Below are 25,691 nucleotides of genomic sequence, written 5' to 3'. Positions count from 1 at the left end.
AGGGCGGAGGGCGCGGCCCGGCCGGTCGTCAGTGGGCGCGCCTGGAAACGCCGCCCTTGCGGCCGATTCCGAAGGCCAGGCGGTAGACGTCGGGGATGTCGACCGCGTAGTCGCGCAGGTCGCTGGCGCCTGCCGCGCGCCGTGTCATCACGCCGAGCCTTTCCAACTCGTCGATCAGCTCACGGTGGTTGTCGACGTCCTCGGGGCCGCTGCCTTGCGAGCCGTTCGCCAGGACCTCGCGCAGTTTCCCGGAGAGGGAGGCGTCCCGCCAGTAGGCGAGGACCACGGACGGCTGCATCGGCACCTGGCCACCCCGCAGTTGTTCGACGGCGACCGCGGCCCAGCGGATGTCCTCCGTGATCTCGTCCACGCGGATCTGGGAAGCGGTGCTCACGGATGCCCGGATGGCGTCGTAGTGGAGGGCGTGCTCGTGCGTGGGATGCCGGTCCCGAGTGATTGTCGCCGCAGTGGAGACGGCCTGGAGCAGGGTGCGCGGGCTCACCTGGCCCCGGCCGTCCTGAAGGTGGTTGGGAAGCCAGGTGTACGTGTAGCCGCGGCGGTGGCTCGTGCCCATGTACTGGCCGGCCATCGTGACGAACAGCTCGTGCTGGCGTTGCGGAGTGGCGATGACGTCGACGGGGGCGATGAACCGGCCTTCGCCCTCCCTGTTCCAACTGCCGGTCCACGCCCGGAACTTCTCCGCCTCGGGACTCGGGTGATTGCCGAGCTGGTGGTAGAGCAGGCCGTACAGGTTCTCCGTGGTCCAGGTCAGGTCGGTCGCGTTGGCACCGAGTTTCGAGGCGTCGGGGAAGTGCTTGGGGGCGCTTTCGTACATGTCCGGACGGACGAAGATCTTCGCCCGGATCGCGCTGGTGCTCATGCGGAGGTCGAGTGCCACCTCGAAGAGGCTGGACACCAGGCGGTCGACGAGCTGTCGGTCGTTGTGGAGGTGCTCCAGGGCGTCGAAGATCAACAGGCGGGTACGGCCGCTCTTGCGGGCCTCCTGGTCGATCGTCCACAGGGCGCGTTCGTAGGACTCCATGTGGTCGGCGACCCAGCGGACGCGCTTGTCCCAGCCTTCGATGCGCAGGATCTCAGGGGCCTGGAGTCCCGTCAGGACGACGGCGGACCAGAGGTGCTGAGGTGTGACTCGGGGATCCGCCAGCAGCCTGATGATGACGTTCTTGCTGGGGTGGTGCAAGTTGGGCTCGCCGCCCTTCGCGTGACCCGTGGCGACCGTCATCCGTTCCAGCCGGGGCATCATGTACGAGGCCGCCGCGATCTCGCGCATCCGGTCGTCGCTCAGAACCTTGGTCCACACGGTCTTACCGGAACCGCGTGCGCCGCGCACCACTGTCACGTCGGGGTCCAGCGCGCGCCGGTGGCTCGACGGAGTGAACAGCCGTGTGACGTCGGGGCTCACGGTGTCGGCGTCGAAGGCGCTGCCGGGGGCGGTGGCGAGCAGTGTCCGGTACTCGTCGGTGGACAGCGCGTCCGTCATGACAGCTCCTCGCTCGGGAAGACGAGTTGTTCGACCTCTTTGAGGAACCACTTGTACGCGGCCTCCACGAAGGGCAGTTCGGGCCAGTCGCGGTCCTGGAGCGGGTCGAGGCCGATCAGGTCGTGGCTGAAGAGGATCGGGATGGGCGTGTGCGGGGCCTGGTCGTCCTCCAGGGCCGGGTGGTACGCCTCCAGGTCCGCACCCTCCGCGTCGTCGTAGAGCGTGTCGGCGAACATCTTCTGGGCGTTGTCGCGGAGCTTGTGCAGGCGCTGTATGTCCCCGGCGGACCGGAACATGGCGGCCACGATACGGAGGCGCTCGCGCAGGTCGACGGCTCGGTCCGGGTGCTGCTTCCACTGGGAGAGGAGCATGCCGTAGCCGTACCAGGTGGACGGGTTGTCGACCGCGAAGAGCAGGGAGAGCCCGCTGAGCTGGGTGAGGGTGACGGCGGCGATGTCGTGAATGCCGGCGCGGCTGTCGAGCAGGACCACGTCCGGCTGCCGCGAGATCCCGGCCACCTGCGCCTCGCAGGCGGCGATGGCCTCCTCCAGCCGTACGCAGAACGGCTTGGGTGCGCCGCCCGGTTCCGCGGGCGGTAGGTCGCTGTAGATGCGGTTCAGCTTCGCGAGGTAGTCGTAGTCCTCGCGGGGGCGGCCTCCGGCGGGCGCCAGCCAGATCTCGCCATTGCCCTGGGAGGGCACGAAGAAAGAGCTCTGGGTGACGAGTTCCAGCCCTTCGGCGTTGCCGACGCCCGCTTCGACCAGGTGGTCGACGATGCCATGCTCGGGCAGTTCGTCGAAGCTGTGCAGGAGCGAGGAGACTCCCGGGGACTCCAGGTCGAGGTCGACGACGAGGACGCAGTGGCCCTTTTCGGCGAAGTGTCGGGCGAGGACGGCCGTGGCGGTGGAGCGCCCGACGCCGCCCTTAAACCCGTACAAGGCGACGCGTCGCTCTCGCACCTCGGGCTGCGGCGAAGCGCCCGGTGCGGTCTCCCGGGCCCAGTCGGCGCCCACGACGGTCCGTTCGAGCACGGCGACCCGGCCGCGGCTTCCCGGCTCGCCCTTGTCCTGCACGATGAGTTCGGACGAGGCGAAGAACATCTCGGGTGCGAACATCGTGGACGCGGCCTGGACGGGTTGGGCGCCTGCGAAGGCCTGGGTGTCGTGCCGGAACTCCTCCGCGAGCGACGCCAGTTCCTCGGCTGACATCGGCTCGTCCTCGTCGTCGAGGAGGAGCGACGCGCGTCCGAACAGGTCGCGTACGAGGACGGTGTCCCTGCCGGTTTCGGCGGCTCGGTGGGCGTGGCCCAGGGCAGCGGTCCACGCGGCGTCGAATCGGGTGGGGTTCATGGGGTGGGCGCCTGCTTTTCCACTTCGGCTGCGTCTTCTACTTCTAGTTGGGCTACTTCGCCTGTTGGTAGGCGGCGATAACGGTACGGGCGGCGGCGAGGTGACGTTTCACGCGCTGCTCGGATATCTGGCCGCTGTCACGGTAGCGGTGCGCCACGTTCCACTCGTCCGCGGATTCCCGGAAGGGGTTCTGCTGGGAAACCTGCGCGAGGACGGTGGCGCCACGGTGGCCGTGGGCGAGAAGGAGGAGTTGCTCCCATACGTGCGGCAGGTGACCGTGCTCGGAGGCCTTCCGCGCCCTCTGGATCTGGGTGTTGCTCGGCGCCGCTGGGTTGTTCCTGATCGTCGGGCTGTACGGAATCCCGTCCGGGGTGTCCTGTACGGAACCGAAGAAGTCGAGGAGCATCGCCTTGATGGCGCACTCGGCGGCGATACCAGCCAGATGGTCAGCGGGGCCGAAGTGCTGCGATGACTTGGCGAGCTGCGTTGCCGCGTTGTAGTGGCAGTGGCCCGCTTCCAAGAAAGAGTGTGGGTGGGCGGGTGCGGGTGTCGGCGCGGGTGCCGGGGACGCGGGTGTGGTGGAGGCCGCCGGGACCGGAGGAGGTGTCTGAGCCGTCACGGTGATCACCTTAGCGGCGTGATCATGGCAGATGAGAGTACTTTGCGATGACTCCTGCGGGATCTGCTTCAGTCGACGGTCCTGGCAGGATTGGGATGCGAAACCGTATGGCGATGTGCGGTGGGTGACGTGGTGCTGCGAGAGGGATGCGAAGAGTGACGGTCACGGGCCAGGAAGCGCGGGCGGGGCTGGACCAGGCGGCGCTGCTGAAGGATCTGCGGCGGCAGGTCGTTGTCCTGGAGGACGATCTGCGTGCGCGTAGTGAGTCAGAGGACGAGTACCGCGTGCGGCTGGAGTCCGAGTACCGGCGGGCCCGGGAGGCGCAGCGTACGGCGGCGACGTATGGCGCGTGGCGGGACGAGCGGGTGACTCAGGCTGCGGTGGCTTGGGTGCTGGCCTGTGTCTTCGTACGGTTCTGTGAGGATCACAGGCTGATTGAGGCGCCGTTCATCGCTGGGCCCGGGGAGCGGTTGGTTGAGGCGGAAGAGCGGCATGAGGCGTACTTCCGGGAGTATCCCGATCACAACGACCGGGACTGGTTGATTGCGGCGTTCGAGCATCTTGCGGGGGCCCATGACACGGTGGCCGGTCTGTTCGACCGGGCGCACAATCCGCTCTGGGAGTTGATGCCGAGCTATGAGGCCGCGACGGAGTTGTTGCGGTTCTGGCGGCGGTGGGATGCGGACGGGCGGATCGTTTACGACTTCTCGTATCTGGAGTGGGATACGCGGTTCCTCGGTGACCTTTATCAGGACCTGAGTGACCATGCGCGGAAGACGTACGCGCTGTTGCAGACGCCTGAGTTCGTTGAGGAGTTCATTCTCGATCTGACGCTGGAGCCGGCCGTTGCGGAGTTCGGGCTGGATCCTGTGGTGGAGGGGTCGGGGGGCGCGGAGCGGCGGGGGCTGCGGACGATCGACCCCGCGTGTGGGTCCGGGCACTTCCTGCTGGGCATCTTCGAGCGGCTCGTGGAGAAGTGGCGAGAGCTGGAGCCCGGTGCGGATGAGTGGGTGGTGGTGCGGAGGGCTCTGGAGTCCGTTCATGGGTGCGACAAGAATCCGTTTGCGGTGAGTATCGCTCGGTTCCGGTTGCTGGTTGCGGCTATGAGGGCTGCGGGTGCTGAGCGGTTGGCGGATGCGCCGGTGTTTCCCATCAATGTGGCCGTGGGGGACTCGTTGCTGCATGGGCGGGATGCGGCGGGTATTCAGACGGATTTGGGTACGTTGTTTGCGGAGATGGAGGGAGGCGACTCTGGGGGCGAGGGGGCCTTTGTTTACTCTACGGAGGATGTGGGGGAGTTCGCCCGGAATGTTGACCTGCTGGGGCGGGGGTCGTATCACGTGGTAGTGGGGAATCCGCCGTATATCACGGTTAAAGACAAGCAAGAGAACGAGAACTATCGGGCCGCATACAAGGATTCTTGCGCCGGAAAGTACGCCTTGTCTGCACCGTTTGCGCAGAGGTTCTTTGAGCTAGCTCTCAAGGGCGCGGGCGGCAGGAAGGGCGGCGGTGGTTTCGTGGGGCAGATCACTACGAACTCCTTCATGAAGCGGGAGTTCGGAAAGAAGCTCATTGAGGTGGTCTTCCGCGAGAAGGCGGAACTGTCTCATGTGATTGACACGTCAGGGGCCTTCATTCCTGGGCATGGGACCCCGACCGTGATCCTGGTTGGGCGCAACCGAGTGCCGAATCCTGAGCGGACTGTGCGGGCAGTGCTCGGTGTCCAAGGGGAGCCTTCGCAGCCCGAAAATGCAGCGGAGGCGTCTGTCTGGCGGGCGATTGTCGGACAGGTGGGCAAGCCAGGGAGCGAGTCGGAGTGGGTGTCGGTTGAGGATGCGCCTGCACACAGCTTTGCTTCACATCCATGGTCCCTCAGCGGTGGCGGAGCAGGCGTTTTGTTGGAGCGTATTGAGGGCGCTGCGCAGATGAAACTAGCAGCGCGAGTTGAATCGCTTGGCATTACGAGCTTTACGCTAGAAGACAGCATGTACTTGCTGCCTGAGCGCAGTGCAAACCGCCATGACATCCGTGCCGATAGGTCGAGGCCGATGGTTACGGGTGATGCGGTTCGAGATTGGGCAGTCGGTGAGCTTGACTATGTAGTATTTCCCTACACGGAAGAGCTTGAAGCAGTGGTTGTGGAGGACGATCCTTCGCTGCTTCGCTATATGTGGCCTTTCCGTACAACTATTTCTAATAATATTCTCTTCGGTCAGCAGACCAAGGTTCAGGGTGGCCTTAAGTGGTCTGAATTTGGACGTTTGACGCGAAGTAAGTTCCGAACGCCATTGGCGATCACCTTTGCTGATGTGGCGACACACAACCACTTCGTTCTAGATCGAGGGGGAAGAGTGTTCAACCGTACGGCGCCAGTGATCAAATTGCCGGAGGAGGTGACAGAGGAGGAGCATCTTGAACTCCTTGGAGTACTCAACTCATCGACGGCGTGCTTCTGGCTGAAGCAGACTTGTCACAACAAGGGCGGCCAGGGAATCAACGAGGGCTTTAAGTCTCAGGAGTGGGAGCGCTTCTATCAGTACAACGGGACTCGCGTTAGCGAATTTCCGTTGCCGTATCGGATGCCTCTCGCTATGGGGCATCTAATGGACGCCCTGGCCCAGAAATTGGCCAAGTTTGAGCCGCTTGCAACTTGTCAGGTGGGGCTGCCGAATCGTGCCGTCCTGAACGACGCTCTCGCCGAATATACCGGTCTCCGGCAGCTCATGATCGGGCTGCAAGAAGAGTTGGACTGGCAGGTCTACGGACTCTACGGGCTACTGTCCGAGGTTGACGTGGCACGGACGGCCGCACTCTCGCCCCATCCGGACACTATTCCCGAAGTGTGCCTTGGGGAGCGGGCGTTCGAGATTGTGCTGGCTCGCAAGCGGGCGAGCGGTGAGGTCGACACCGCCTGGTTCGAGCGGCACGGGTCGACGCCCGTCACCGAGATTCCACGGCACTGGCCCGAGTGGTATCGGGACATCGTGCAGGCCCGTATCGACATCATCGAGCGGCGCAAGGATATCGCGCTCATCGAGCGGCCCGAGTGTAAGCGGCGTTGGTCCGTCGAGCCCTGGGAGAAGAAGGAGAAGGCTGCCCTTCGCACCTGGTTGCTCGACCGGTGTGAGGATCCCGCGCTGTGGTTCAGCCTGCGCGAGGGTGTGAAGCAGCCTCGTACGCTCACGGTCAACCAGCTTGCGGATGCGTTGAGTTCCGATGCTGACTTCAACTCCGTCGCCGCGCTATACGCTTCCGATCACCTCAACAAGCCTGACCTTCCCCTCGGGCAAGTGCTCGCCGATGTCGTCGCCGACGAACACGTGCCGTACCTCGCCGCCATGCGTTACAAAGACCCCGGCCTGCGCAAACGTGAGCAGTGGGAAGAGGTCTGGGAGCAGCAGCGGGAGGAGGACCGGACCGGGCGGCAGCTCAACATCCCCGTACCGCCCAAGTACGCGTCCGCCGACTTCCTCAAGACCTCCTACTGGTCCAATCGCGGCAAGCTCGACGTACCCAAAGAGCGGTTCATCTCCTACCTGGAGGCCGGGCCCGATGCCGACCCGACCATGCTGCTCGGGTGGGCCGGGTGGGATCGCAAGGACCAGGCTCAGGCGCTCATCAACCTCATCGAGGACCGTACGGAGCAGAGCGGTTGGGACACCGAGCGGCTAACCCCGTTGCTTGCCGGGCTGCACGAGGTCATGCCTTGGGTGCGGCAGTGGCACGGTGAGTACGACGCAGAGTGGGAGTCCGTGCCGGCCGAAGACTGCGATGCCTTCCTCGACGAGCAGCTAGGCAAGCATCGGCTCAGCGCGGCTGATCTCAAGGCCTGGCGGCCAGTGAAGCGGGCGCGGGGACGTAAGGCTGCCGCCTCGAAGAAGGCGAGCGCCCCGGAACAGCCCGCCCTCGACGTCGAGTAGGTGGAACGTGGCAGTGGGGCTGACGGAGTCAAGGCTCTGGCAGGCCCACGGGCGTTTGGCGGGTGTCAGACTGGGGCGTCTGCCGCGTACGCGACGAAGGTCGACCATGTAGTGCGGGAGAGGGCGAGCTGTCCGCCCTCCTTGTCCTTGGAGTCCCGCACACGGACGGCCTCAGGGCAGTCAGCGACCTCGACGCAGTTGTCCCCCTCGCTACCGCTGTAGCTGCTCTTGAACCACGCCGCTTCGGTGGTGGTCATAGCGCTCCTCGCATGTGTTCCAGCAGGCTCACCGTGGCCCTGCAATCGAGGGCCTGCGCACGCAGCTTGCCATAGCGCTGGAGCAGGACGCTCACGTCCTTCGATGCCGTGATCAGAGTGCTCGAACGCTGACCCTCGGTGTAGCCGATCCACTGGTTGTCGGGAGTCTCTGCCAGGTACATCTGGCCGTCAACGCCCACGTGGTCCTCCTGTCGGAGGGGCATGAGCTGGATCTCCACGTTGCGTAGCTTCCCGACCTCTAGGAGATGGTCGATGAGGGCACTCGTTACTCCCGCTCCCCCCACCCGCCGTTCCAACAGCGCCTGTTCGATGACGAAGCTGAAGGCCGTGTTCGGCTTCTGCGTCAGGAGCTGCTGTCGCTCAAGCCGGGCCGCAGTCTCACGTTCCAGTTGCTCCTCGGTGACCGGCGGCAACCTCCGATCAAAGATCGCTCGGATGTAGGCCTCTGGCTGCAACAACCCAGGAATGGCCCGGCACTCATACGCATAGAGCGAGATCGCCTCCTCCTCGATCCCCGCCCATTGCATGAACCACGACGCCAGCCCCTGCCTCCGCGTCAAATGCCGCGCCGCCTTGAGCACCCTCGGCGCCTCAAGCACCGCCCCAGCCCGCTCGATGAACCTCACCGACGGGAACCGTTTACCCTGCTCCAGCTTGGCCACTGCATGCACCGAGTACCGCACCAGTGGTGCGAATTCCTCCTGCGTCAGGCCCGCTTCCTCTCGCAACGCCTTCAGGACCGCGCCGAAGCTCTTGAGGCCGTCCGACACTTCCGGTTCACTGCTCGCGACGCCGTTCAACACGCCCGGCCCACCTCCCACGTACCCCACCGGGACATCGAGCCATCCATGATTACGGGGCGTCACCCACCCTGTCCACTCAGTGAACCCACCCAGCCGCGGCTGTACCAGTGTCGTGCCTGTTGAGGCGCTCTCCCTCCCGCAACGCTGGACCGCATGACCGCACCTCAGGCCCAACCAGCCGTCACTGTACGTATGTTCTACCGGCAGCTCAGCGCCACCCGGCGCGGCGCCCGCCTCGCCCGCCACCTCGCCACGCATCAACTCGACGCCTGGGGCATCCCGTTCGGCTCGGCCCTCTCCGACACCGTCGCCCTCGTCGTTGCCGAGCTGGCCTCCAACGCCGTACTCCACGCACGCGTACTGGGCCGCGACTTCGCCCTCCGCCTTGAGCACCGCACGGACGCGCTCCGCATCGAGGTCGCCGACGCCCGAGGCGACCGCAGCCCTGTCGCCGCATCGCCGACGACCACAGACATGACGGCCGACCACGACCACGGCCGTGGCCTCGTCATCGTCGACGCCCTCGCCTCCCGTTGGGGTGTCACCGACCGCCCCGGGCCCGGCAAGATCGTCTGGGTCGAGATCGACCTCCGCCGAAGCTGAGCCACCACCATTAACTTTCACGGCATCGGAACCGCCGGCGGGCTCGCCCGCTGCCAGTAGTGCAGCACCGGAGGATGCGCGACCTCCTCTCCGAGATCGGAGGTCAGCAGGTGATGCCGGGCGACCGCGTCGTCGACGATCTGCCGCCAACACTCCAGCCGGTCCCGGCCCGCATCAGCCGAGATCAACTCGTCGTGCAGCGCGTACAACTCACACGTGTTGTGCCGCTGAGACTCCCGCACATCGGCGTTGCTCTCGCTGAATCGCGACAACTCGGCGCCCTCGCACACCGCGCATCCGCACGTCCACGGATCCACGCGCGTGAACCAGTTCTGGAGCATCTCCACCCGGTGGTACTTCAGCAGCTCACGCACGAGCACCACCGGATACGGCCGCCAGCCCCGGCCCTTGCGGCGCGGGTCTGTGCCGTGGCGGAGCATGGCGGTGACCCCCACCGCCGTGCCCAGCGCCCCGTGCGCCAGCGCGTCGAAAGCCGCCAGGTCCGTGCGCCACAGGAGCAGACGCGAGCACGACCGGCACAGCACGCGCAGGCCTTCGGCCACGCCCACGCGTTCCAACGGGTCTTTGTGGTGCTGCATGATCAGCGCCACGGGATGTCGACTGGCTCGTACCGCCTCCACCAGGTGCAGCAGCGACTCGTCCCGCAGCCAGCGGTAGCTGCACGGCAGCAGGACGACCGTGTCTGTCCGCTGCAGCCGGTTGGCCTGGGTGATCACCGCACGCAGGACGCGGGCGTCGCCGTCCTCGTCCGGAGGTATGAAGCAGGTCGGGGTCACCACGAACGCTGCCTTGTTGGCCAGTTGGCCGTTCAGGACCTCCTCCAGGCCGGAGAAGTCCAGCGAGTGCCAGCCGTCGGCCGCCTGATAGCCGAAGGGCCGGTCGGCGGTCGCGACCCGGTGCTCGTGGCCGCCGTAGTCGACGGCCACGACCGTGTCCGGGTAGCTGTTGCGTATGTTCCGGCACCGCGACGCCGCGTCGACACCGGTGAGAAGCAGGCCGCCGGCGTTTCCGTCGATGTGCGGCAGCAGGCCGATCGCCGACCTGTCGTTCACCATGATCAGTAACCGGTCGCGCAGTAAGCCCTCGATCCCGTCGCCCCCCATGGGGTCCCCCTCACGGTCATGAAACACGTCCCGCTGGTCATGAGTGTCGGAGCCCGTCGAAAAGGAGCGCAAGACGGTCACATGTGGGCGTAAGCGGTTCTCGGCCAGGCCGTCAACAGGGCCACAGCCAGGCGAATGTCACAGTGAGGTGCTCATCTGTTGCGCTCCGCGACGATTTCGCCCGCATGAGTCGCTCAACGTGACACTCGCGTCACGGAACTTGCGTCTGGCCAGGCACAAGGCATCGCAAGACTGGCAAGATTGGATGTCGCGCGTGAGATCAGCGCGCTCCGACTGCTGCCGAGCGAGGGAACGAGAGCCGGATGCCCACCAGTGAGCTCTTCCTGAAGGATGTCATCGACATCAAGGAAGACGTCCATGCCGGCGATTTCAAGGTCGAGCTGTCCGGTGGGTTCACCGAAACCGATGCCCGCGTCGCCGAGTACGTGGTCACCGAGCAGCTACAGGGGGCCTTCCGGAGCGCGCTCGGGCTGGTCGGGGCGGCGGTCAGGTCGGGGAACTCGCACGCCGCCTACCTGCACGGATCGTTCGGTGCCGGTAAGAGCCACTTCCTGACCGTGCTGCACGCCGTCCTGAACAACAACGCTGCGGCCCGCTCCAAGCCCCGGCTGCAGGAGGTCATCGCCGAGCACGACGACTGGCTGCGCGACAGCCGGTTCCTCATGGTGCCGTACCACCTCGTGGGCTCCACGGACCTCGACTCGGCCATCCTCGGCGGGTATGTGCACGCGGTGCGCTCTCAGCACTCGGACAAGCCGACCCCCGCTGTCTACCGGGCCGACTCCGCGCTCGTGGATGCGCGCAGGCAGCGGGAGTTCCTCGCCGACGACGCGAAGTTCGTGCAGTGGCTCGGGGACGGTGCCGCTGCGGTGTCGCCGGGCGGTGGTGCCGGCGGCGTGGACAGCGATGATGACGACCTCGACCTGCTCGACGCGGACGACGCGGCTCCGGCCGCGGGCAGCTGGACCTCCGCCGACCTGAACCGCGCCTTCGACGCGCCCGCCGGAGACCCGTACCGCGAGGCACTCGTGTCCGCGCTGCTCTCTGGGCCCATGGCTGCGTACGCGCAGGGCGCCCGCGGCGACAAGGACGCCTTTGTGCCGCTGGAGAACGGGCTGTCCGTTATCTCGCGGCACGCCAAGTTCCTCGGCTACGACGGCATCGTCCTATTCCTCGACGAGCTGATCCTCTGGCTCCAGGCGCACATGGGCGAGCAGGACTTCGTGCGCGACCAGGTGCAGCGGCTGGTCAAGCTGATCGAGTCCGGGGACACCGACCGGCCCGTGCCGATTGTGTCCTTCATCTCGCGTCAGCGTGACCTGTCGCAGCTCATCGGCTCCGACGTGGCCGGCGCCGAGGTGCAGAACCTGGAGCAGCAGATCGAGTACCTGGCCGGGCGCGTCGACGTCGTCAACCTGGAGGACAGCAACCTCGTCGAGATCATCAAGCGCCGTGTGCTGGAGCCGAAACCCGGGATGGAGTCGGCCCGCGACGAGGCCTTCACGCTCGTCGAGTCGTCCAAGGACGAGGTCCGGCAGGTGCTGCTTGACGCGCATGGGCGGACCTCGGCGAGCTGGGACGACTTTCGTACCCTGTATCCGCTGTCGCCCGCGCTGCTCAACGTCCTCGTGGACCTCTCCGGAGCGCTGCAGCGCGAACGCACCGGTCTGAAGCTCGTCCAGGAGCTGCTTCGGCGCCGTCGCGATGACCTGAAGATGGGGGAGCTGATCCCGATCGGCGACCTGTGGGACGTCATAGCGTCGGGGACCGGCGAGGCGTTCACCGCCAAGCTGCGCCGGGAGTCCGAGATCGCGCACCGCTTCCACGCGCGCGTGCGAGCCCACCTGCTGGAGAAGTACGGGTCCGTTGACGATCCGCGCTACCGGCGGGACGACCGGCTCGTCAAAACGCTCTTGCTCGGCGCGCTCGCGCCCAATGTGCCGGCTCTGGCACGGCTGACCGGTGGACGGCTCGCCGCGCTCAACCACGGCACGATCCGGGCGCGGGTGGGGTCGGCCGGATCGATCGCGGTGAAGGCGCTGCGCGACCTCCAGGCCCAGGGGTTCGGGGAGTTGAGGAGCGAGGGCGACGCCGACCCGGTGTTCCATCTGCACCTGTCCGACCTGGACGTCGAGCCGCTGCTCGAAGAGGTCCAAGGGGTCGCGGACAAGGTCGGGCAGCGGCGGCAATGGGTCAAGGACCAGCTGTGGGAGGCCTTCGGCATCCGGGACACCCAGGCCTTCGTGTGCGAGCGCGAGATCGTCTGGCGGGGTACCAAGCGGACCGCCGAGTTCGTCTTCGGGAACGTACGCGATCCGCATCTGCCCGACGAGCAGTTCGAACCGCAGATGGACGGCAACATCCGTTTCGTACTGGACTATCCCTTCGACGAGCCCCAGCGCTCGCCCATTGAGGACGTTCAGCGGATCGAAAACCTGAAGCGGTCGGGGCGGACCGGGAGCACCATCGTCTGGTTGCCCGACTTCTTCTCCGAGCAGCGGGCCCGGCAGCTCGGACGGCTCCTGAAGATCAACTATTTGCTGGAACGGGACCGGCTCGACGACGTTACGGCCACCCGCTCGACCGAGGAACGGATCCAGATCCGCCACCAGCTCAAGGCGCAGAGCGACAACCTCACCACTCAACTCTCCGCCGTTCTGGAGCAGTTGTACGGGATCAGTAAGGCGGAGGCCGCCAACGTCGGAGCCGAGGTCCCGGCGGATCAGCACCTGTGGTCGCTGCGCCCCGGTTTCACACGGAAGAAGCCCGAGCCGGGGGTCGGCTTCGAGAAGAACCTCTACGCCCTCGCCGACGAGATGTTCGCCGTGCTCTACCCGAAGCACCCTGACTTCGACCCCGCCCTCACCCGCAAGCCAGTCACCCTGCGCGAGCTCAAGACGGCGCTCGAATGGATCGGCCGGGCGATGGAGAGCGGCGAGCGCCGGGTCGTCGTCGACAGCCACCAGCTGGCCATGGTGAAGAAGATCGTGCACCCGCTTGGGCTGGGCGAGGTACACGACGGTCCGCTGAACGTCAGCCGCGACTGGCGGCTGCGGATTAACCAGAAGGCCGCCGACGGCCACGCCGGGACGGACCTGTCTGTCGAGGACATCCGCAAGTGGATCGGTCAGCTTGGGTTCACCGGCCTGGAGAAGAACGTCAGCAACCTGATCATCGCGACGTACGCGCTGCTCGACGACCGGACGTGGGTGTACCAGACCTCGCCACTGCAGCAGGCGCCGGAGCTGGAGCGGATCGGCCCCGGCTATGGTCTGCGTGCCGTCGAGAAGCCGACCGGCGAGGAGTTCGCGACCGCGCGTGAACGGGCTGGCAGGATCTTCGGGGTTGCCGTGCCGCCTGCGCTCATCGCGCTGAACGTTGCCAAACTCGCCACCGGCGTAAAGGAAGTGGCCGAAAGGCACCGGGACGCCGTGAGCGGCGTTCGGTCCGTGCTGCAGAGGCGGGCCGAGGAGCTGGGACTGCGAGGTCCGCAGGGAGCGGACGCTCCACGGATGAAGTCCATGAAGGCCGCGGCCGACCTGGTGGCCCGGCTCGCCCGCAGTGACGATACGGCCGTGGTGGTACGCGAGCTCGCGGCGGTGGCCTACGACGTGACCGACCCGGAGATCGGGGCAGCCCTCAAGCAGGCGCCAGAAGTGCTGGGCGCGCTCGACGACACCAACTGGAAGCTCCTCGACAGCGTGCGCGGCTTCGCAGGGCGGGACGACAGCGTGGGGGACCGGGCAGCGCGGCTGATCCGCGTCGTCGAGGAGACAGCCAACGACCATGAGCAGGCCCGTTCGCTCGTCCCGGTGCTCGACCAGCTCCAGGACCGGGCGCTGGCCCTCATCAACGACGTGGCACGCCTGGCGCAGGTGGCCCAGCCGGTGGCACCGCTACCGCAGCCGACCGCAGACGACGTAAGCCTCACGGAACACGGGCAGCCGGCCGTCCAGTCGGGGCCTGTCGTGACGGAGGGCGCGCCCCAGCGGTCCGACGGTGGCGAACGGACTGTCGACGTACCTGCTCAGGACGTACGACCGGGCGCTCCGCATGTCGTCGAGCCCACTCGGCTCGAAGCAACTCTCGCCGCCACAGTCGCCGATGTGGAGGAGGAGATCAGGTCGTACCTCGTCGCCCATCCGGGCACGCGCATCCAGGTCACCTGGCATCCTGTGCCCGCGGACGGCCAAGAGGCCGGTCACTGATGGCCGCTCTGCCCCAGGTGGGCCGCCGCACCATCGAGGCCCTGCTCGCCACGCACGCCTCCGGGCTCGGAGACCGGCGGCTCGTCCTGGTGCACGGGCGCTACACGGCCGGCGCGCCCGAGGAGTTCACCGTGCGGACGGGCGAGGAGACGCGGCGAGTTCGCGTCAGTCACCAGGCGTCCGTCCTGGGCATCCTGGAGGAGTGGACGAAGCACCGGGAAGAGGCGGCCGGTGCGGACCTGCTCGTCGTCACCACCGGTGTCGACGACGGTCAGATCGGCTGGGACCTGCGCGGGCAGGCGGTACGGCGGCAGACGCTCACGGTGGAGAACGCCGAGATCGTCATGCAGCGCTTCGGCGCCGCCGGACTCGACCCACGCATGTACGACGAGGGGTGGCTGCTGGAGGCGCTGCTCGACGCCGAACCCTCGCAGGGCTGGAAGCGTGCGGGCTCTGTCCTGACGCGGGACGCGGCCCTGCGCGCGCTGGTCGTGGCGCGACTCGGGCTGGGCAAGGGCGATGGCGAGGCGGGCCCGGCGGCGGAGGCTGTCGTCGATCTGGACGCACTTCTCACGTGGTCCCGTACACCCGCGGGGCCCCTGCGCTTCGCGGAGCTGGACAAGACCGAACGGGACGAGCTGAAGAAGTGGCTCGGTGAGACAGCCGGCCCGGCGGCACCGGTTCTGATGTCCCTGGTGGAGACCGGGCGCGGACAGGACGCGATGCCGCTCGGTCTGTTGGGAGCGGTCCTGCGCGATCCGGCAGTTAGCCCGGACGTGGTGCTCGCCGTGGGCGGGCTGTTCGGGCAGGTGAGGCCTCGCCGGACCGAGCTGCAGTCCTTCACCGAGGCCGTTGAAGGCGCCCTCATCCGCTGGATCGGAGAGGCCCGGCACAACGCTGAAGCCCGGACGCGAGTCTTTGCCGTCCTCGACCGCGCCGACCAGCTCGCCGAGGGCGCCGGACTCACCACAGCCGTCGAATCCAACCGCTTCCTGCCGTCCAGCTTCACGGCCCAACTACGGCACGTGGCGGCAGCGGCCCGCACCTCCCCGGCAGCGGGTGAAGCCGCCCTTGCCGAGCTGAACGCGCACATGCTGGCCCGGCTGAACCCTGAACGCGTCGGCGTGGCCGAGATGGCCGTACGGATCGCCCGCTGGCTGGCTCTTCCGCGCCCGGCCGTTGTGTCGGTGGCGGCCGGAGTACGGGACCAGGCTGGGGACTGGGGCTGGGCGGACCGGGCGCTCGCGGTGCTGTGGGCGGGAGACCCCGAGGGGGACGCCGTCACAGGCGAGGACCTCAGTGCTCTGTACGAGGCAGCCCGAGAGCGGCGCGAGCGGCTGGACGAGGAGTTCGCGCGGCGGCTGGTGTCATGGACGCCGAATGCCACCGCTCTCCATCCCGGCGGCTGCCTGGTCGTCGAGAACGTGCTGGCCGAAGCTGTCAGGCCGCTGGCCGGCGACACGGTTCCGCTCGTCCTGATACTGGACGGCATGAGCTGTGCGGTCGCGGCCCAGATCGGCGAGGAGGTCGAGCGCGAGGGCTGGACCGAGGTCGTGCCCAGCGAGGCGGGCTCGGCGGACGCGCCGCAGCGGAGGGCCGCGGTGTCCATGCTCCCCTCGGTCACGGAGGTCAGCCGCGCGTCCCTGCTCACCGGTACGGCCGTCAAGGGCGGGCAGACGAAGGAGAGTTCGGGCTTCGCTGCCTTCTGGAGGCAGCGGCGACTCGATGCTCTGCTTTTCCACAAGGCCGGGATAGAGGGAGGGGCGGGCAGGTTCCTCTCCGAGGAGATCATGGCCGCGCTGGCCTCGGAGGCAGTGGTCGGCGTCGTGCTGAACACCATCGACGACGCCCTGGACAAGGGACAGCAGGGGCGGCGTACCCAGTGGAGTCTGGGTGACGTCACATACCTGCGGGAACTGCTGTCGGCGGCCAAGGGGTACGGGCGCCCGGTCGTGCTCGTCGCGGATCACGGGCATGTGCTGGAACGCGGTGCGAGTGAAGGACCCGTGGGGGACGAAGGCGAGGGGCCCGGCTCGGCCCGATGGCGTACGGGCGCGGCGAAGGACGGCGAGGTTCAGCTGTCCGGGCCCCGTGTACTGGAGGGCGGCGGCACCATCGTCGCGCCCTGGCGGGAGGACATCCGCTACACCGGCCGCCGGGCCGGTTACCACGGTGGAGCCTCGCTCGCGGAGGTCACCGTGCCGCTGCTCGTCCTGGTGCCGGACCGCGACCTGGTGCCCAGAGGGTGGGAGGCCTTGCCTCGGGAGCAGGCCGTCCCGCAATGGTGGGCTCCTCGCAAGGGCGGGCGGCCCGATGACGTTGCCATGCAAGAGGCACCGCGGAAGCCGAAGCGAGGGAAGCCGAAGGAGCAGCCGGCCGGCGAGGGGCTCTTCGCGGCCGACGACCTTCTGGCACCTGCCGCGGACGGAGCCGCCCCCGCCACCCTGGGCGAACGCGTGGTCGCCAGCGAGGTGTACGAGGCGCAGAAGGAGTACGTACGCAAGGCCCCCGAGAGCAAGGTCGTGGCGGCCGTCATCGACGCGCTGGCCGGGGCGGGCGGAACCATGTCACCGGCCGCCCTCGCCGGGGCCATCTCGGCGACCGGGCGGGTGCGGCGCAACATCGACGGGTTCATCGCCACCCTGCAGAGACTGCTCAACATCGAGGGCTACCCCGTCCTCGGCTTCATCGACGCCGGGCACACGGTGAAACTCGATCTGACCCTGCTGCGCGACCAGTTCTTCCCGAAGGAGAAAACGTGACGTCGTCGCCCGACGTGAGCGCGGTCCGGCGGCGGGAAGTCGTCGACGCCCTGCGCCGGGGCACCGTGCCGCACTCAGGGCTCGACCTCTTCGCGGTCGGCCTCGACCGGTTCACCAGTGCCCTCGACGAGGATGTGGCCACGGTGGCGCGGGGCGGAGCCGCCTTCCACGCCATCCGTGGCGAGTACGGATCCGGCAAAACCTTCTTCGCACGCTGGCTCGCCGAACGGGCTAAGCGCGCCGGGCTCGCCACGGCTGAGGTCCAGATCTCCGAGACGGAGACACCTCTGCACCGGCTGGAGACGGTGTACCGACGGCTCACCGAGCGGCTGTCCACGGCGACCCACCAGCCAAGTGCGCTGCGCGCGGTCGTCGACTCCTGGTTCTACACCTTGGAGGAGGAGGTCCTCGACAACGGGGACGTGGACGAGGAGGACGAAGCGGCGCTGGGTGAAGCGGTCGACGAGCTGATGGAGCGTCGGCTCGCCGAAGTGGCCCGCACCACACCGGCGTTCGCCGCGGCCCTACGCGGATACCGGCGCGCGGTCGCGGCCGACGACGCGGCGACTGCGGAAGCCCTCATCGCCTGGCTCGGCGGTCAGAGGTCCGTCGCCGCATCAGCACGCCGGGCCGCCGGGGTGCGGGGTGACCTCGACCACTTCGCGGCACTTGGCTTCCTCCAGGGTCTGCTCACCGTGCTGCGGGACTGCGGCCACCCAGGTCTGCTGCTCGTCCTCGACGAGATCGAGACCCTTCAGCGGGTGCGCGGTGACGTACGGGAGAAGGGGCTCAACGCACTGCGGCAGCTTCTCGACGAGATCGACGCGGGGCGCTTCCCAGGGCTGTTCCTCGTCATCACGGGGACACCGGCCTTCTACGACGGTCAGCAGGGCGCGCAGCGGCTTCCGCCGCTCGCGCAGCGGCTGGCGACCGACTTCACCACCGACCCGCGCTTCGACTCCCCGAGAGCCGTCCAACTGCGACTTGCGGGCTTCGACCTGGAACGACTCGGCGAGTTGGGCAGGCGCGTGCGCGACCTGTACGCGGGCGCCGCCCGGCATCCGGAACGGGTCGAGCAGCAGGTGGACGATGTGTATCTCATGGAACTCGCCACAGCCGTGACCGGCGGACTCGGGGGCAAGGTCGGGGTCGCACCCCGTGTCTTCCTGCGCAAACTCGTCGCCGATGTGCTCGACCGGGTGGACGAGTTCCAGGACTTCGATCCACGCAAGCACTACGCGCTCACCATCACGGACGGCGAGCTGACCGAAGTGGAACGCAACGCGGCGGCCGCACGTGCGGAAGACATCGACCTGGAGATGCCGTGAGCGGTATCGACGACCTCGAACCCGCACTGGTCCACCACGTCGTCAACACGCTCGGCTGGCCCGGACTGCGCCCCCTCCAGGAAGAGGCGATCGGGCCGCTGCTCGCGGGCGACGACGCGATCCTTCTCGCGCCCACCGCCGGAGGCAAGACGGAGGCCGCGTCGTTCCCACTGCTGTCGAAGATGGTGCAGCAGAAGTGGTCGGGGACGTCCGTCCTCTACGTGTGTCCGCTCAAGGCGCTGCTGAACAACCTGCTGCCCCGACTAGAGACGTACACCTCATGGCTCGGGCGCACGGCCGCCCTGTGGCACGGGGACGTCACCTCCGGCGCGAGGAAGCGGATCTTGGCCGCGCGGCCCGACGTCCTGCTGACCACGCCGGAGTCGCTGGAGGCGATGCTGGTGAGCGCCAACGTCGACCACACCTCCTTCTTCTCCGGATTGCGCACCGTGGTTGTCGACGAGGTGCACGCCTTCGCCGGGGACGACCGGGGCTGGCATCTGCTGGCCGTCCTGGAACGGCTACAGCGTGTCGTCAGACATCCCATTCAACGAGTCGGGCTGTCCGCGACGGTGGGAAACCCGGACGAGCTGCTGCTGTGGCTGCAGGGATCCGGAGCGGGCAAGCAGCCGTCCGCGGTGGTGGCACCGCACCTCGCCGATCCGAAGTCGGAGACATCGGCAGCGGCGTCGCCGGCCCCGGCGGACATCCAGCTGGACTACGTGGGATCCGTCGACAATGCCGCCACCATGATCGCGGCCCTGCATCGCGGCGAGAAACGGCTCGTCTTCTGCGAGGCCCGCAGGCTCGTCGAGGAACTGGGCGAGAAACTGCGCGCCAAGGGCGTGACCACCTTCCTCTCCCATGCCTCTCTCTCCGTCGACGAACGCCGTCGCGCGGAACAGGCCTTCGCCGAGGCCCGTGACTGCGTCATCGTCTCCACGAGCACCCTCGAACTCGGCATCGACGTCGGGGACCTGGACCGGGTCATCCAGATCGACGCTCCGCTCACCGTCGCCTCCTTCTTGCAACGGCTGGGCCGCACTGGACGCAGGCCCGGGACGTCACGCAACTGCCTGTTTCTGGCGCTGGATCGCGACGGACTGCTCGGAGCGGCGGCTCTTCTCACGCAGTGGTCGCGCGGCTGGGTGGAGTCCGTCATCGCCCCGCCGGAGCCGCGGCACATTGTGGCCCAGCAGCTTCTCGCGCTGTGCCTGCAGGAACCGCGGGTCGGGGACCGCCTCTGGCAGGAGTGGTGGAACGGCCTCGGCCCGTTCGGCCAGTCCGCCGAGCCGATCGTCCGTCACCTGGTCGACAACGGCTACCTGGACCAGGACGGCGGACTCCTGTTCATCGGCCCCGAGGCCGAACGGCGCTTCGGGCACCGGCACTTCATGAACCTCACGGCCGTGTTCACCGCACCTCCGCAGTTCACCGTGCTCCAAGGCCGCAAGGAGATCGGGAGGACGGATCCGAGCCTGCTCACCGAACGGATTGATGGACCACGGCGGTTGCTCCTGGCCGGGAGGAGCTGGCAGGTGACCTACATCGACTGGAAGCGCAAGCGGTGCTTCGTCGAACCCGTGGACGGCGGCGGCAAAGCGAAGTGGAGCGGCGCCGGACTCGACTTCGGCATCTCCTTCGAACTCAGCCGCGCAGTACGAGAAGTGCTCCTCGGGGCGCACCCGCCGGTGGACCTCACGGCGCGTGCGGAGAAGTACCTGGCCGAAGCACGGGAGCACTTCATGGAAGAGGTGCATCCAGGAGGCACGGTGATCATTCGTGGCTCGGGTGGATACGTGAGGTGGTGGACATGGGCCGGCCATCGGGCGAACGCCACGCTCGCAGCGACGCTTTCCGAAGTCGCCGTACCTGCCCAACAGATCAACGACTGCTGGATCCGACTGCGTGAGGACCTCAGCCAGGATGATTGGAGAGGGGCCTCGGCCGCTGCCGCAGACCACCTGTGCCTGCCGGAGGTCGACGAGCGGGCGGTCAAGGGACTGAAGTTCGCGGACGCATTGCCACCCAAGCTCGCCGAATCGACGCTGGCGAGACGGCTGGCGGATCTGCAGTCGGCAGCGCAGGTGCTCTCCGAACCTGTGCGCTTCGTTATGCGCCCATGATGAGTAGCTGGTCCCCTCGTGTAGTTGCGTCATGCCCAGAGCAACGGTTGATCAACGTACTCTTTGCCGAGAGCATGCGTTTTCAACCCAGCGTATGCGCAGAGCTCCCGGTGGCTGACCCCGCCAGCGTTTGTCACCAGATCGGCCATTGCGTGCGCGCAACGGGGGGCCATCCTTCACGAGCAGCGTGGCGGGGGCCACACCCCCTGCACTGCACAGCCAGTGCAGAAGAGATGACCACGTCTCGCGCCCACTGAACTACACGAGCGTCGGTACCTCGGCCCGAGACGCCGGATGAATAAGCGACCGCAGCTTCCCCCGCGTCTCCGCGTCCGTCGAGTAGAGGATCGTGCCGACCATTCCTCGCGTCAGGAGCACTTTGTACGTGTTGCGGATGAGCCGGTCGACATCGTCGTCCGGGGTGGCCTTCGTGAAAGACGGGTCCTTCGACGCAGAGCGGTCCACGACCCAGCGGTCCGTTCGCCAGACCAGGTCGGGGCCGATGATCACGCCTGACCAGTCGTACTCGAAGCCCTGTGCGGTGTAGACGCAGCCGACCTGGCCGAAGCCGGCCGGGTCGGTGGCCCAGAGGGGGGCGGGTGGTGCGCCGAGGGCGGAGCGGTCGCCGTAGAGATTCCAGGGGCGGGACCACTGGCCGATCACGACGTCCTCGGGGAGCGTCGTCATGTCGGGTGTGATCTTCGTGGTCCATTTCCAGCAGTAGCCGGCCGAGATGCGGGCGCCGTAACCCTCCTCCCGGCGTGCGACGAGGAAATCCTCCAGCTCTTGCGGGGTTTCGGCGGTCAGTAGCTGCAGCTTGCCGTCGGGTTCCCACTGGCTGGGGGTACCGCCATCCAAGCCCAGAAGGTCGATCACCCACTTCTCGTACGCGTCGCTTCCCCCGCACCTGAACTGACCGTCCAGTTCCACCACCGTGCAGCCGAGGCCCTCCGCGGCGGCGGCCCGTTCGATCTCCTGCCTCGTCCCCATCTCGCCGGGCCGCACCACCTGGTGCTGGTCGAGCAGGAAGACGGGGACGCGGGCCGCGTCGATCAGTTCCGCCACCTGAGGGCGCCCGGTGCGGAGTGCCGCCTTGGTGTAGCGGTTGGCTGAGGTCTTGCGCAGGCGGTGGGCCTCGTCGCAGATCAGCACGTCGAGGTCGTTGGGCTCGGCTTCCATGAAGCTGTTGAAGTACATGAACAACTGCTGCACTTCACGCTTCTTGTGACCCGCGACCCTGCGCATCGTCTTGGTGAACGACGCCGACCCGGTCGCGTGCAGCGCGGGTACTCCGCGGCGGTACAGCTCACCCAGGACCGACAGCGCGATGACGCTCTTGCCGGATCCGGGACCGCCGGTCACCACGATCACCTGCTTGTGGTTGCCGCGCTTGGCCTTGCGGACGGCGGACATCACCTTCTCGTAGGCGACCCGCTGCTCGGCGATGAGCACGAACTGCTCGCGGTCACGGATCTCGGCTGCCGCCACCGACATCAGCTGCTTCGACGGCCGTACCTTGGCGTCGAGCAGTACATCGGCCACGTGTGCGCCGGGCTTGGCGGCGAGCCGCGAGCGCAGGAAGTCGAGGAAGGCACCGCGCTGCTCCCCGGTGTACATCCGACCGAACTGGTCCTCCTCGACACTCCTCAGCCCAGCGATCTGGAACTCGGTCGCGTTGTGCAGGAATGCCACGCCGGCCAGTGAGTTGGGCATCCGCTCCAACGCGCCGTTGAACGACCGCAGGTACTCGCAGTAGCCCCGCACCTGCTCGATCGGGTTGAGGACGGGCTGCGCGTAGGAGTCGATACGGCACAGCAGCGGCTCGTCCTCCTCAGGATAGGCCGCGCTCCACTGCTTGAGTTCCACGACGACGTACGACGGCTCGCCGGTGGTCGGGTGCACACCGGCGAGTACTGCGTCCGCGCGCTTGCTCGTGAGGGGCAGGCTGTACTCGACAAGGACTTCCACGTCGTCGAGACCGGCCTCGACGAGCGCGTTGACGAGGGCGGGGAGGCTGCGTTCCCATGACCGTATCTCCGCCTGTGCGGGTCTCCGGCCGTGCTGATGGCGAAAGTTCTCGGTCAGATGCAGCGCCAGCGACCCTTCGAGGATGCGGGCGGCCACGGACGCCGCGGACTCACGGAACAGCAAGAAAATGCCCCCAGGCAGCACGAAGAAGACTCGTGCGGGTGGGGGCATGTCCTCCGATGTCCGCCGTGCAGGCGGATCAGGAAGCCCGTCGGGCCGCTGAGATGGTGTTCGCCATCCTAGGTGAGCGAGTCGATCACAGGGAGGGGGCGGGGGAGCGGTCGGTCACACCGTTCCTCTCTCCTCCCAGCGGGCCCGGAACCACGTCAGTGTCTCGGAGAACAGTTCGCGGTTGTGGTTCTTCTCCAGCACTGACAGGCGGATGTTGGGGCGCAGGTCCAATTTGCCCTCCGGGATGTCGACGCCCTCCAATTCGTTGAGACGGGTGAGGAGTTCGGTGCGTAGAGCTCGGTCGGTGAACGGTTCGCGTGCGGCCATGTACTGGAACACCACCTCCGCCGTGCCGCCCCGCCCACCGCCCGGGTAGAGCGTCATCGGCCAGATACCGCGGCCTGGCGCGCCCGCCTCCCCGAGCATGAGGAACGCGCTCGTCGTGACCTGGCCCGCCCCGTGTCCGATCCAGCCGCCGAGCTTCTCCCAGTGGGCGAAGAGTGCGCGGACCGCCTCGACTGTCTCGGGGGAGTCGTCTGCCGTGAGCTGGCGGAAGAATCGGTCGGAGCGTGTCTCCTCGCCCTGGCTGCTGCTCGGCGTCCGTTGTGCCGGGTCCTCGCCCTCTGTCCGGTCGTCGTCCTCGGCGACCAGTAGCGCGAGGTCGTCGGCGGTGAGGCGCTGAACCGGATCGGCGGAACCGGCCACCGTGAAGCGGATGCCGTCGGCGGTCAGCCGGGAACGGACATCGCCGCCCTCGTCCTCAGACGGCCAGCGGAACCCCTCGGAGACCCTGCCTTCGGAGGTGAGCACCCGGTGCGCGTTGGCCACCCCCGGTGTTGCTGCCAGGTGGTTGCCCACGGCCTGGGCTCCGGAGCCGAGAAATGCGGCCAGATCCCCGTACGACGTCCATGTGCCGTGGGGGGAGTGCCGCGAGCACATGGTGCGCCAGGTGCCAGTCCCGACTGCGCTCCGCACGGCCGACTCCGTGCAGTGGGGCCGGCCACAACGTGACGGCGCGGTCCGCGAGTTCGTCGGCGCGGGCGAGGATCTCCTTCGCGCCCCACCGCTCTGTGGCGGCGATGCGGCGGTTCATCTCCAGGTGGCTGCCTTGGAGGAAGCCCTGTTTGCGCTCGAAGGGGTGGTTCGAAAGCTCCGAGTTGACCGCGGTGAGCGTCAGGTTGCCGAGGGTGTGCTGCAGTCGGGAGTGCAGGTCCTCCACACCTTCTCCGTCGAGCACATCCTCGCCCAGCATCCGGAGCCACTCGTCACCGGGGGACTGTGGCATGACGTGCTCGATGGTGAGCTGCGCGGCGGCGAAGTCCACCGGCTCCGGATGCTCGTAGCTCTCCTCCAGCCGCTGGAGCACCATCTTGCGCTGCTGTGGGCGTCCGAACTGGTAGAAGGGGGCCTTCCGGATCTTGTCGCGCAGTTCGTCGTCGGAGGGCCAGAACCGGTTGTCGGCGGAGAGCAGTTGGCGCAGTCCGTCTGCGACCGGCACGTCGCGAGGGAGCTGCCCGGGCACGGCCTGGAAGATCCTGCTGAGGCTGTTGGGCGGCACCCGGCAGATCATCCGGCGTACCAGGAAGCTCTCGATGTATGACATCGCACGGGCTGTGCCCGAGGAGTCGAGGGCGCCCCGTTCGCGCCGGTCGAGGAGCAGCATCAGCGCGGGGTAGGTGACCTGGGCCTGCCAGGTGTTCAGGCGGTGCAGTTGAGCGCGGACTGACGCGTCCGGCTCCTCCTCCGGGTGGAGCAGGCGGCGGAAGAGAACGGCGGTCCGGTGCAACTCCCTGATGTAGGCCTCGATGTCCTCCTCGGTCGCCTTGGCGCGCTCGAAGCGCTGCTGCTGCGCTGCGTAGAGGTCCTGACGGCGCACCCTGTCGTCACCGTCGAGAACCAGTTGCAGCCACATGAGCTGTTCCAGCTCTTCGTTGCTCAAGCTGCCTTGCAGCGGCAGCCAGTAGGTCTCGTAGATGTGTTCACCGCGGGCGGGCAGCTTCATGAACAGGTAGTTGCGCAGCAGGTCCGCCTGGCTGAGCTGGCGTCCAGTGTTGTTCAACGACTCGAAGATGCGGTGCACGTTGTCACCGCGGTCGGCGGTCACCGCCACCAGCGTCAGGCGAGAGGTGACGGCCTGCTCGATGCGGATCACGTCCTGCGGGGCGGCGGGGTCGGTCGCCTCCACCAACTTGTGGCGGAAGAAGGTGTAGGCAGCGCCGACACCGCTGCCGGCGGCCTGTTCCGTGAGCGGGCCTCGCACATGTGCCGCGAACTGCGGACGGTCCGCCTGGGTCGGCAGCAGTCGGAGGTGGTCACTACCGGTCTGCCACTTGTTGATCAGGTACTGCTCGTCGATGCGCTCGGCGTCGCGCGGACTGGCGTCCCTGATGTGATCGCGGATCGCGGCCAGGGCGAGGGAGAGTGTGGTCAGCCTCTGTTGGCCGTCCACGACAAGCCAGCGGGCGAACGTCACGTCGTTCTGTGGCGACGGCGCAAGGACGACGGACCCCAGGAAATGCGTGTTCGCCTTCTCCCCACGCTCGATCAGCTCGGCCTGCTCCAGGATGTCGCTCCACAGCTGTTTGAGATGCTTCTCCTCCCAGGAGTACGTCCGCTGGTAGAGCGGCACCTGAAACTGCTGGGCTTTCCCCTGCACAAGGTCGGCGAACAACGTCTCTTTGGCCTGCAACCTGGCCCCCCTTGACAGTTGATGGCTTTGTGCCGCGTTGAGACGACCATAGGGCTTCCCGCTGAGTGCGCCACGATCGGGTGAATCCACCCGGTTTGCGAAACCGCGTGAGAGGTGTGCGTGTCACACCCCTTGCACTGCACTACACACGCCCCAGGGGG

At 67.3% G+C, this 25,691-nt stretch carries 14 protein-coding genes and 3 pseudogenes; 6 read left to right on the top strand and 11 right to left on the bottom strand.

Features of this window, described 5'->3' with window-relative positions:
* Nucleotides 1–28: 28 nt before the first annotated feature.
* The 3 genes from H295_RS0135000 to H295_RS0134990 are packed head-to-tail and all read right to left on the bottom strand — an operon-like array spanning nucleotide 29 to nucleotide 3,370.
* The gene (locus tag H295_RS0135000) at nucleotides 29–1,501 is read right to left on the bottom strand and encodes a hypothetical protein (protein WP_020140018.1); all 1,473 of its coding nucleotides are present in this window, start codon (nucleotides 1,499–1,501) and stop codon (nucleotides 29–31) included.
* Nucleotides 1,498–2,850: a KGGVGR-motif variant AAA ATPase gene (locus H295_RS0134995; RefSeq protein WP_020140017.1), complete on the bottom strand. Its 1,353-nt coding sequence runs from the start codon at nucleotides 2,848–2,850 to the stop codon at nucleotides 1,498–1,500. Before H295_RS0134995 ends, H295_RS0135000 begins: the two co-directional genes overlap by 4 nt.
* Before the next feature lie 52 nt (nucleotides 2,851–2,902).
* Nucleotides 2,903–3,370: a hypothetical protein gene (locus tag H295_RS0134990; RefSeq protein ID WP_020140016.1), complete on the bottom strand. Its 468-nt coding sequence runs from the start codon at nucleotides 3,368–3,370 to the stop codon at nucleotides 2,903–2,905.
* 245 nt (nucleotides 3,371–3,615) lie between these two features.
* Between H295_RS0134990 and pglX the strand changes: the two genes are divergently transcribed.
* Entirely contained in the window at nucleotides 3,616–7,389 is a 3,774-nt protein-coding gene (gene pglX, locus H295_RS0134985) for a BREX-2 system adenine-specific DNA-methyltransferase PglX (protein ID WP_051135665.1), read from the top strand.
* Nucleotides 7,390–7,454: 65 nt separating this feature from the next.
* Here the strand turns inward: pglX and H295_RS0134980 are convergent, their stop codons facing one another.
* From H295_RS0134980 to H295_RS48800, 3 genes and pseudogenes are all read right to left on the bottom strand, one after another.
* Complete coding sequence (locus H295_RS0134980) at nucleotides 7,455–7,646, bottom strand: DUF397 domain-containing protein (protein WP_020140014.1); 192 nt, start codon at nucleotides 7,644–7,646, stop codon at nucleotides 7,455–7,457.
* Nucleotides 7,643–8,194, bottom strand: coding sequence for a DUF5753 domain-containing protein (locus H295_RS0134975; RefSeq protein ID WP_420706284.1), 552 nt, complete (start codon nucleotides 8,192–8,194; stop codon nucleotides 7,643–7,645). Before H295_RS0134975 ends, H295_RS0134980 begins: the two co-directional genes overlap by 4 nt.
* Nucleotides 8,195–8,248: 54 nt before the next feature.
* Nucleotides 8,249–8,728: pseudogene (locus H295_RS48800) on the bottom strand (helix-turn-helix transcriptional regulator); the annotation flags it as partial.
* Here H295_RS48800 and H295_RS0134970 point away from each other — a divergent pair.
* A complete protein-coding gene (locus H295_RS0134970; protein ID WP_020140012.1) occupies nucleotides 8,663–9,073 on the top strand; it encodes an ATP-binding protein in 411 nt (136 codons plus the stop codon). The pseudogene H295_RS48800 and the gene H295_RS0134970 overlap by 66 nt on opposite strands.
* A gap of 17 nt (nucleotides 9,074–9,090) precedes the next feature.
* Here H295_RS0134970 and H295_RS0134965 read toward each other — a convergent pair whose 3' ends face one another.
* The gene (locus H295_RS0134965) at nucleotides 9,091–10,197 is read right to left on the bottom strand and encodes a hypothetical protein (RefSeq protein WP_020140011.1); all 1,107 of its coding nucleotides are present in this window, start codon (nucleotides 10,195–10,197) and stop codon (nucleotides 9,091–9,093) included.
* Between the two features lie 323 nt (nucleotides 10,198–10,520).
* Between H295_RS0134965 and H295_RS0134960 the strand changes: the two genes are divergently transcribed.
* The 4 genes from H295_RS0134960 to H295_RS0134945 are packed head-to-tail and all read left to right on the top strand — an operon-like array spanning nucleotide 10,521 to nucleotide 20,642.
* Nucleotides 10,521–14,426, top strand: a complete 3,906-nt coding sequence (locus tag H295_RS0134960; protein WP_020140010.1) for a hypothetical protein — start codon at nucleotides 10,521–10,523, stop codon at nucleotides 14,424–14,426.
* A complete protein-coding gene (gene pglZ / locus H295_RS0134955; RefSeq protein WP_020140009.1) occupies nucleotides 14,426–17,188 on the top strand; it encodes a BREX-2 system phosphatase PglZ in 2,763 nt (920 codons plus the stop codon). The genes H295_RS0134960 and pglZ overlap by 1 nt, the downstream gene beginning before the upstream one ends.
* Nucleotides 17,185–18,516 carry a BREX system ATP-binding protein BrxD gene (gene brxD, locus H295_RS0134950; RefSeq protein ID WP_020140008.1) on the top strand — a complete coding sequence of 444 codons (1,332 nt, stop codon included), beginning with the start codon at nucleotides 17,185–17,187 and terminating at the stop codon, nucleotides 18,514–18,516. Before pglZ ends, brxD begins: the two co-directional genes overlap by 4 nt.
* Complete coding sequence (locus H295_RS0134945) at nucleotides 18,513–20,642, top strand: DEAD/DEAH box helicase (protein ID WP_020140007.1); 2,130 nt, start codon at nucleotides 18,513–18,515, stop codon at nucleotides 20,640–20,642. Before brxD ends, H295_RS0134945 begins: the two co-directional genes overlap by 4 nt.
* Before the next feature lie 258 nt (nucleotides 20,643–20,900).
* Here H295_RS0134945 and H295_RS0134940 read toward each other — a convergent pair whose 3' ends face one another.
* The 4 genes and pseudogenes from H295_RS0134940 to H295_RS48190 form a co-directional block, all read right to left on the bottom strand.
* Nucleotides 20,901–22,793: a DUF2075 domain-containing protein gene (locus tag H295_RS0134940; protein ID WP_020140006.1), complete on the bottom strand. Its 1,893-nt coding sequence runs from the start codon at nucleotides 22,791–22,793 to the stop codon at nucleotides 20,901–20,903.
* 162 nt (nucleotides 22,794–22,955) lie between these two features.
* Nucleotides 22,956–23,651 carry a hypothetical protein gene (locus tag H295_RS48200; protein ID WP_234021757.1) on the bottom strand — a complete coding sequence of 232 codons (696 nt, stop codon included), beginning with the start codon at nucleotides 23,649–23,651 and terminating at the stop codon, nucleotides 22,956–22,958.
* Between the two features lie 27 nt (nucleotides 23,652–23,678).
* Nucleotides 23,679–23,780 (bottom strand): annotated as a pseudogene (locus tag H295_RS48195) (MGMT family protein); the annotation flags it as partial.
* A gap of 139 nt (nucleotides 23,781–23,919) precedes the next feature.
* Nucleotides 23,920–25,470, bottom strand: a pseudogene (locus H295_RS48190) (DUF262 domain-containing protein); the annotation flags it as partial.
* Nucleotides 25,471–25,691 lie beyond the last annotated feature (221 nt).

Origin of the sequence: Streptomyces sp. 351MFTsu5.1, from assembly GCF_000383655.1 — a bacterium.
Lineage (GTDB): Bacteria > Actinomycetota > Actinomycetes > Streptomycetales > Streptomycetaceae > Streptomyces > Streptomyces griseorubiginosus.
This window is presented reverse-complemented; position numbering and strand designations above follow the sequence as displayed.

Bases quoted from the DNA above. Each gene is read 5' to 3' on its own strand.
- H295_RS0135000 (WP_020140018.1), bottom strand. From the start codon at position 1,501: ATGACGGACGCGCTGTCCACCGACGAGTACCGGACACTGCTCGCCACC.
- H295_RS0134995 (WP_020140017.1), bottom strand. From the start codon at position 2,850: ATGAACCCCACCCGATTCGACGCCGCGTGGACCGCTGCCCTGGGCCAC.
- pglX (WP_051135665.1), top strand. From the start codon at position 3,616: ATGCGAAGAGTGACGGTCACGGGCCAGGAAGCGCGGGCGGGGCTGGAC.
- H295_RS0134980 (WP_020140014.1), bottom strand. From the start codon at position 7,646: ATGACCACCACCGAAGCGGCGTGGTTCAAGAGCAGCTACAGCGGTAGC.
- H295_RS0134975 (WP_420706284.1), bottom strand. From the start codon at position 8,194: ATGCAATGGGCGGGGATCGAGGAGGAGGCGATCTCGCTCTATGCGTAT.
- H295_RS0134970 (WP_020140012.1), top strand. From the start codon at position 8,663: ATGTTCTACCGGCAGCTCAGCGCCACCCGGCGCGGCGCCCGCCTCGCC.
- H295_RS0134965 (WP_020140011.1), bottom strand. From the start codon at position 10,197: ATGGGGGGCGACGGGATCGAGGGCTTACTGCGCGACCGGTTACTGATC.
- H295_RS0134960 (WP_020140010.1), top strand. From the start codon at position 10,521: ATGCCCACCAGTGAGCTCTTCCTGAAGGATGTCATCGACATCAAGGAA.
- pglZ (WP_020140009.1), top strand. From the start codon at position 14,426: ATGGCCGCTCTGCCCCAGGTGGGCCGCCGCACCATCGAGGCCCTGCTC.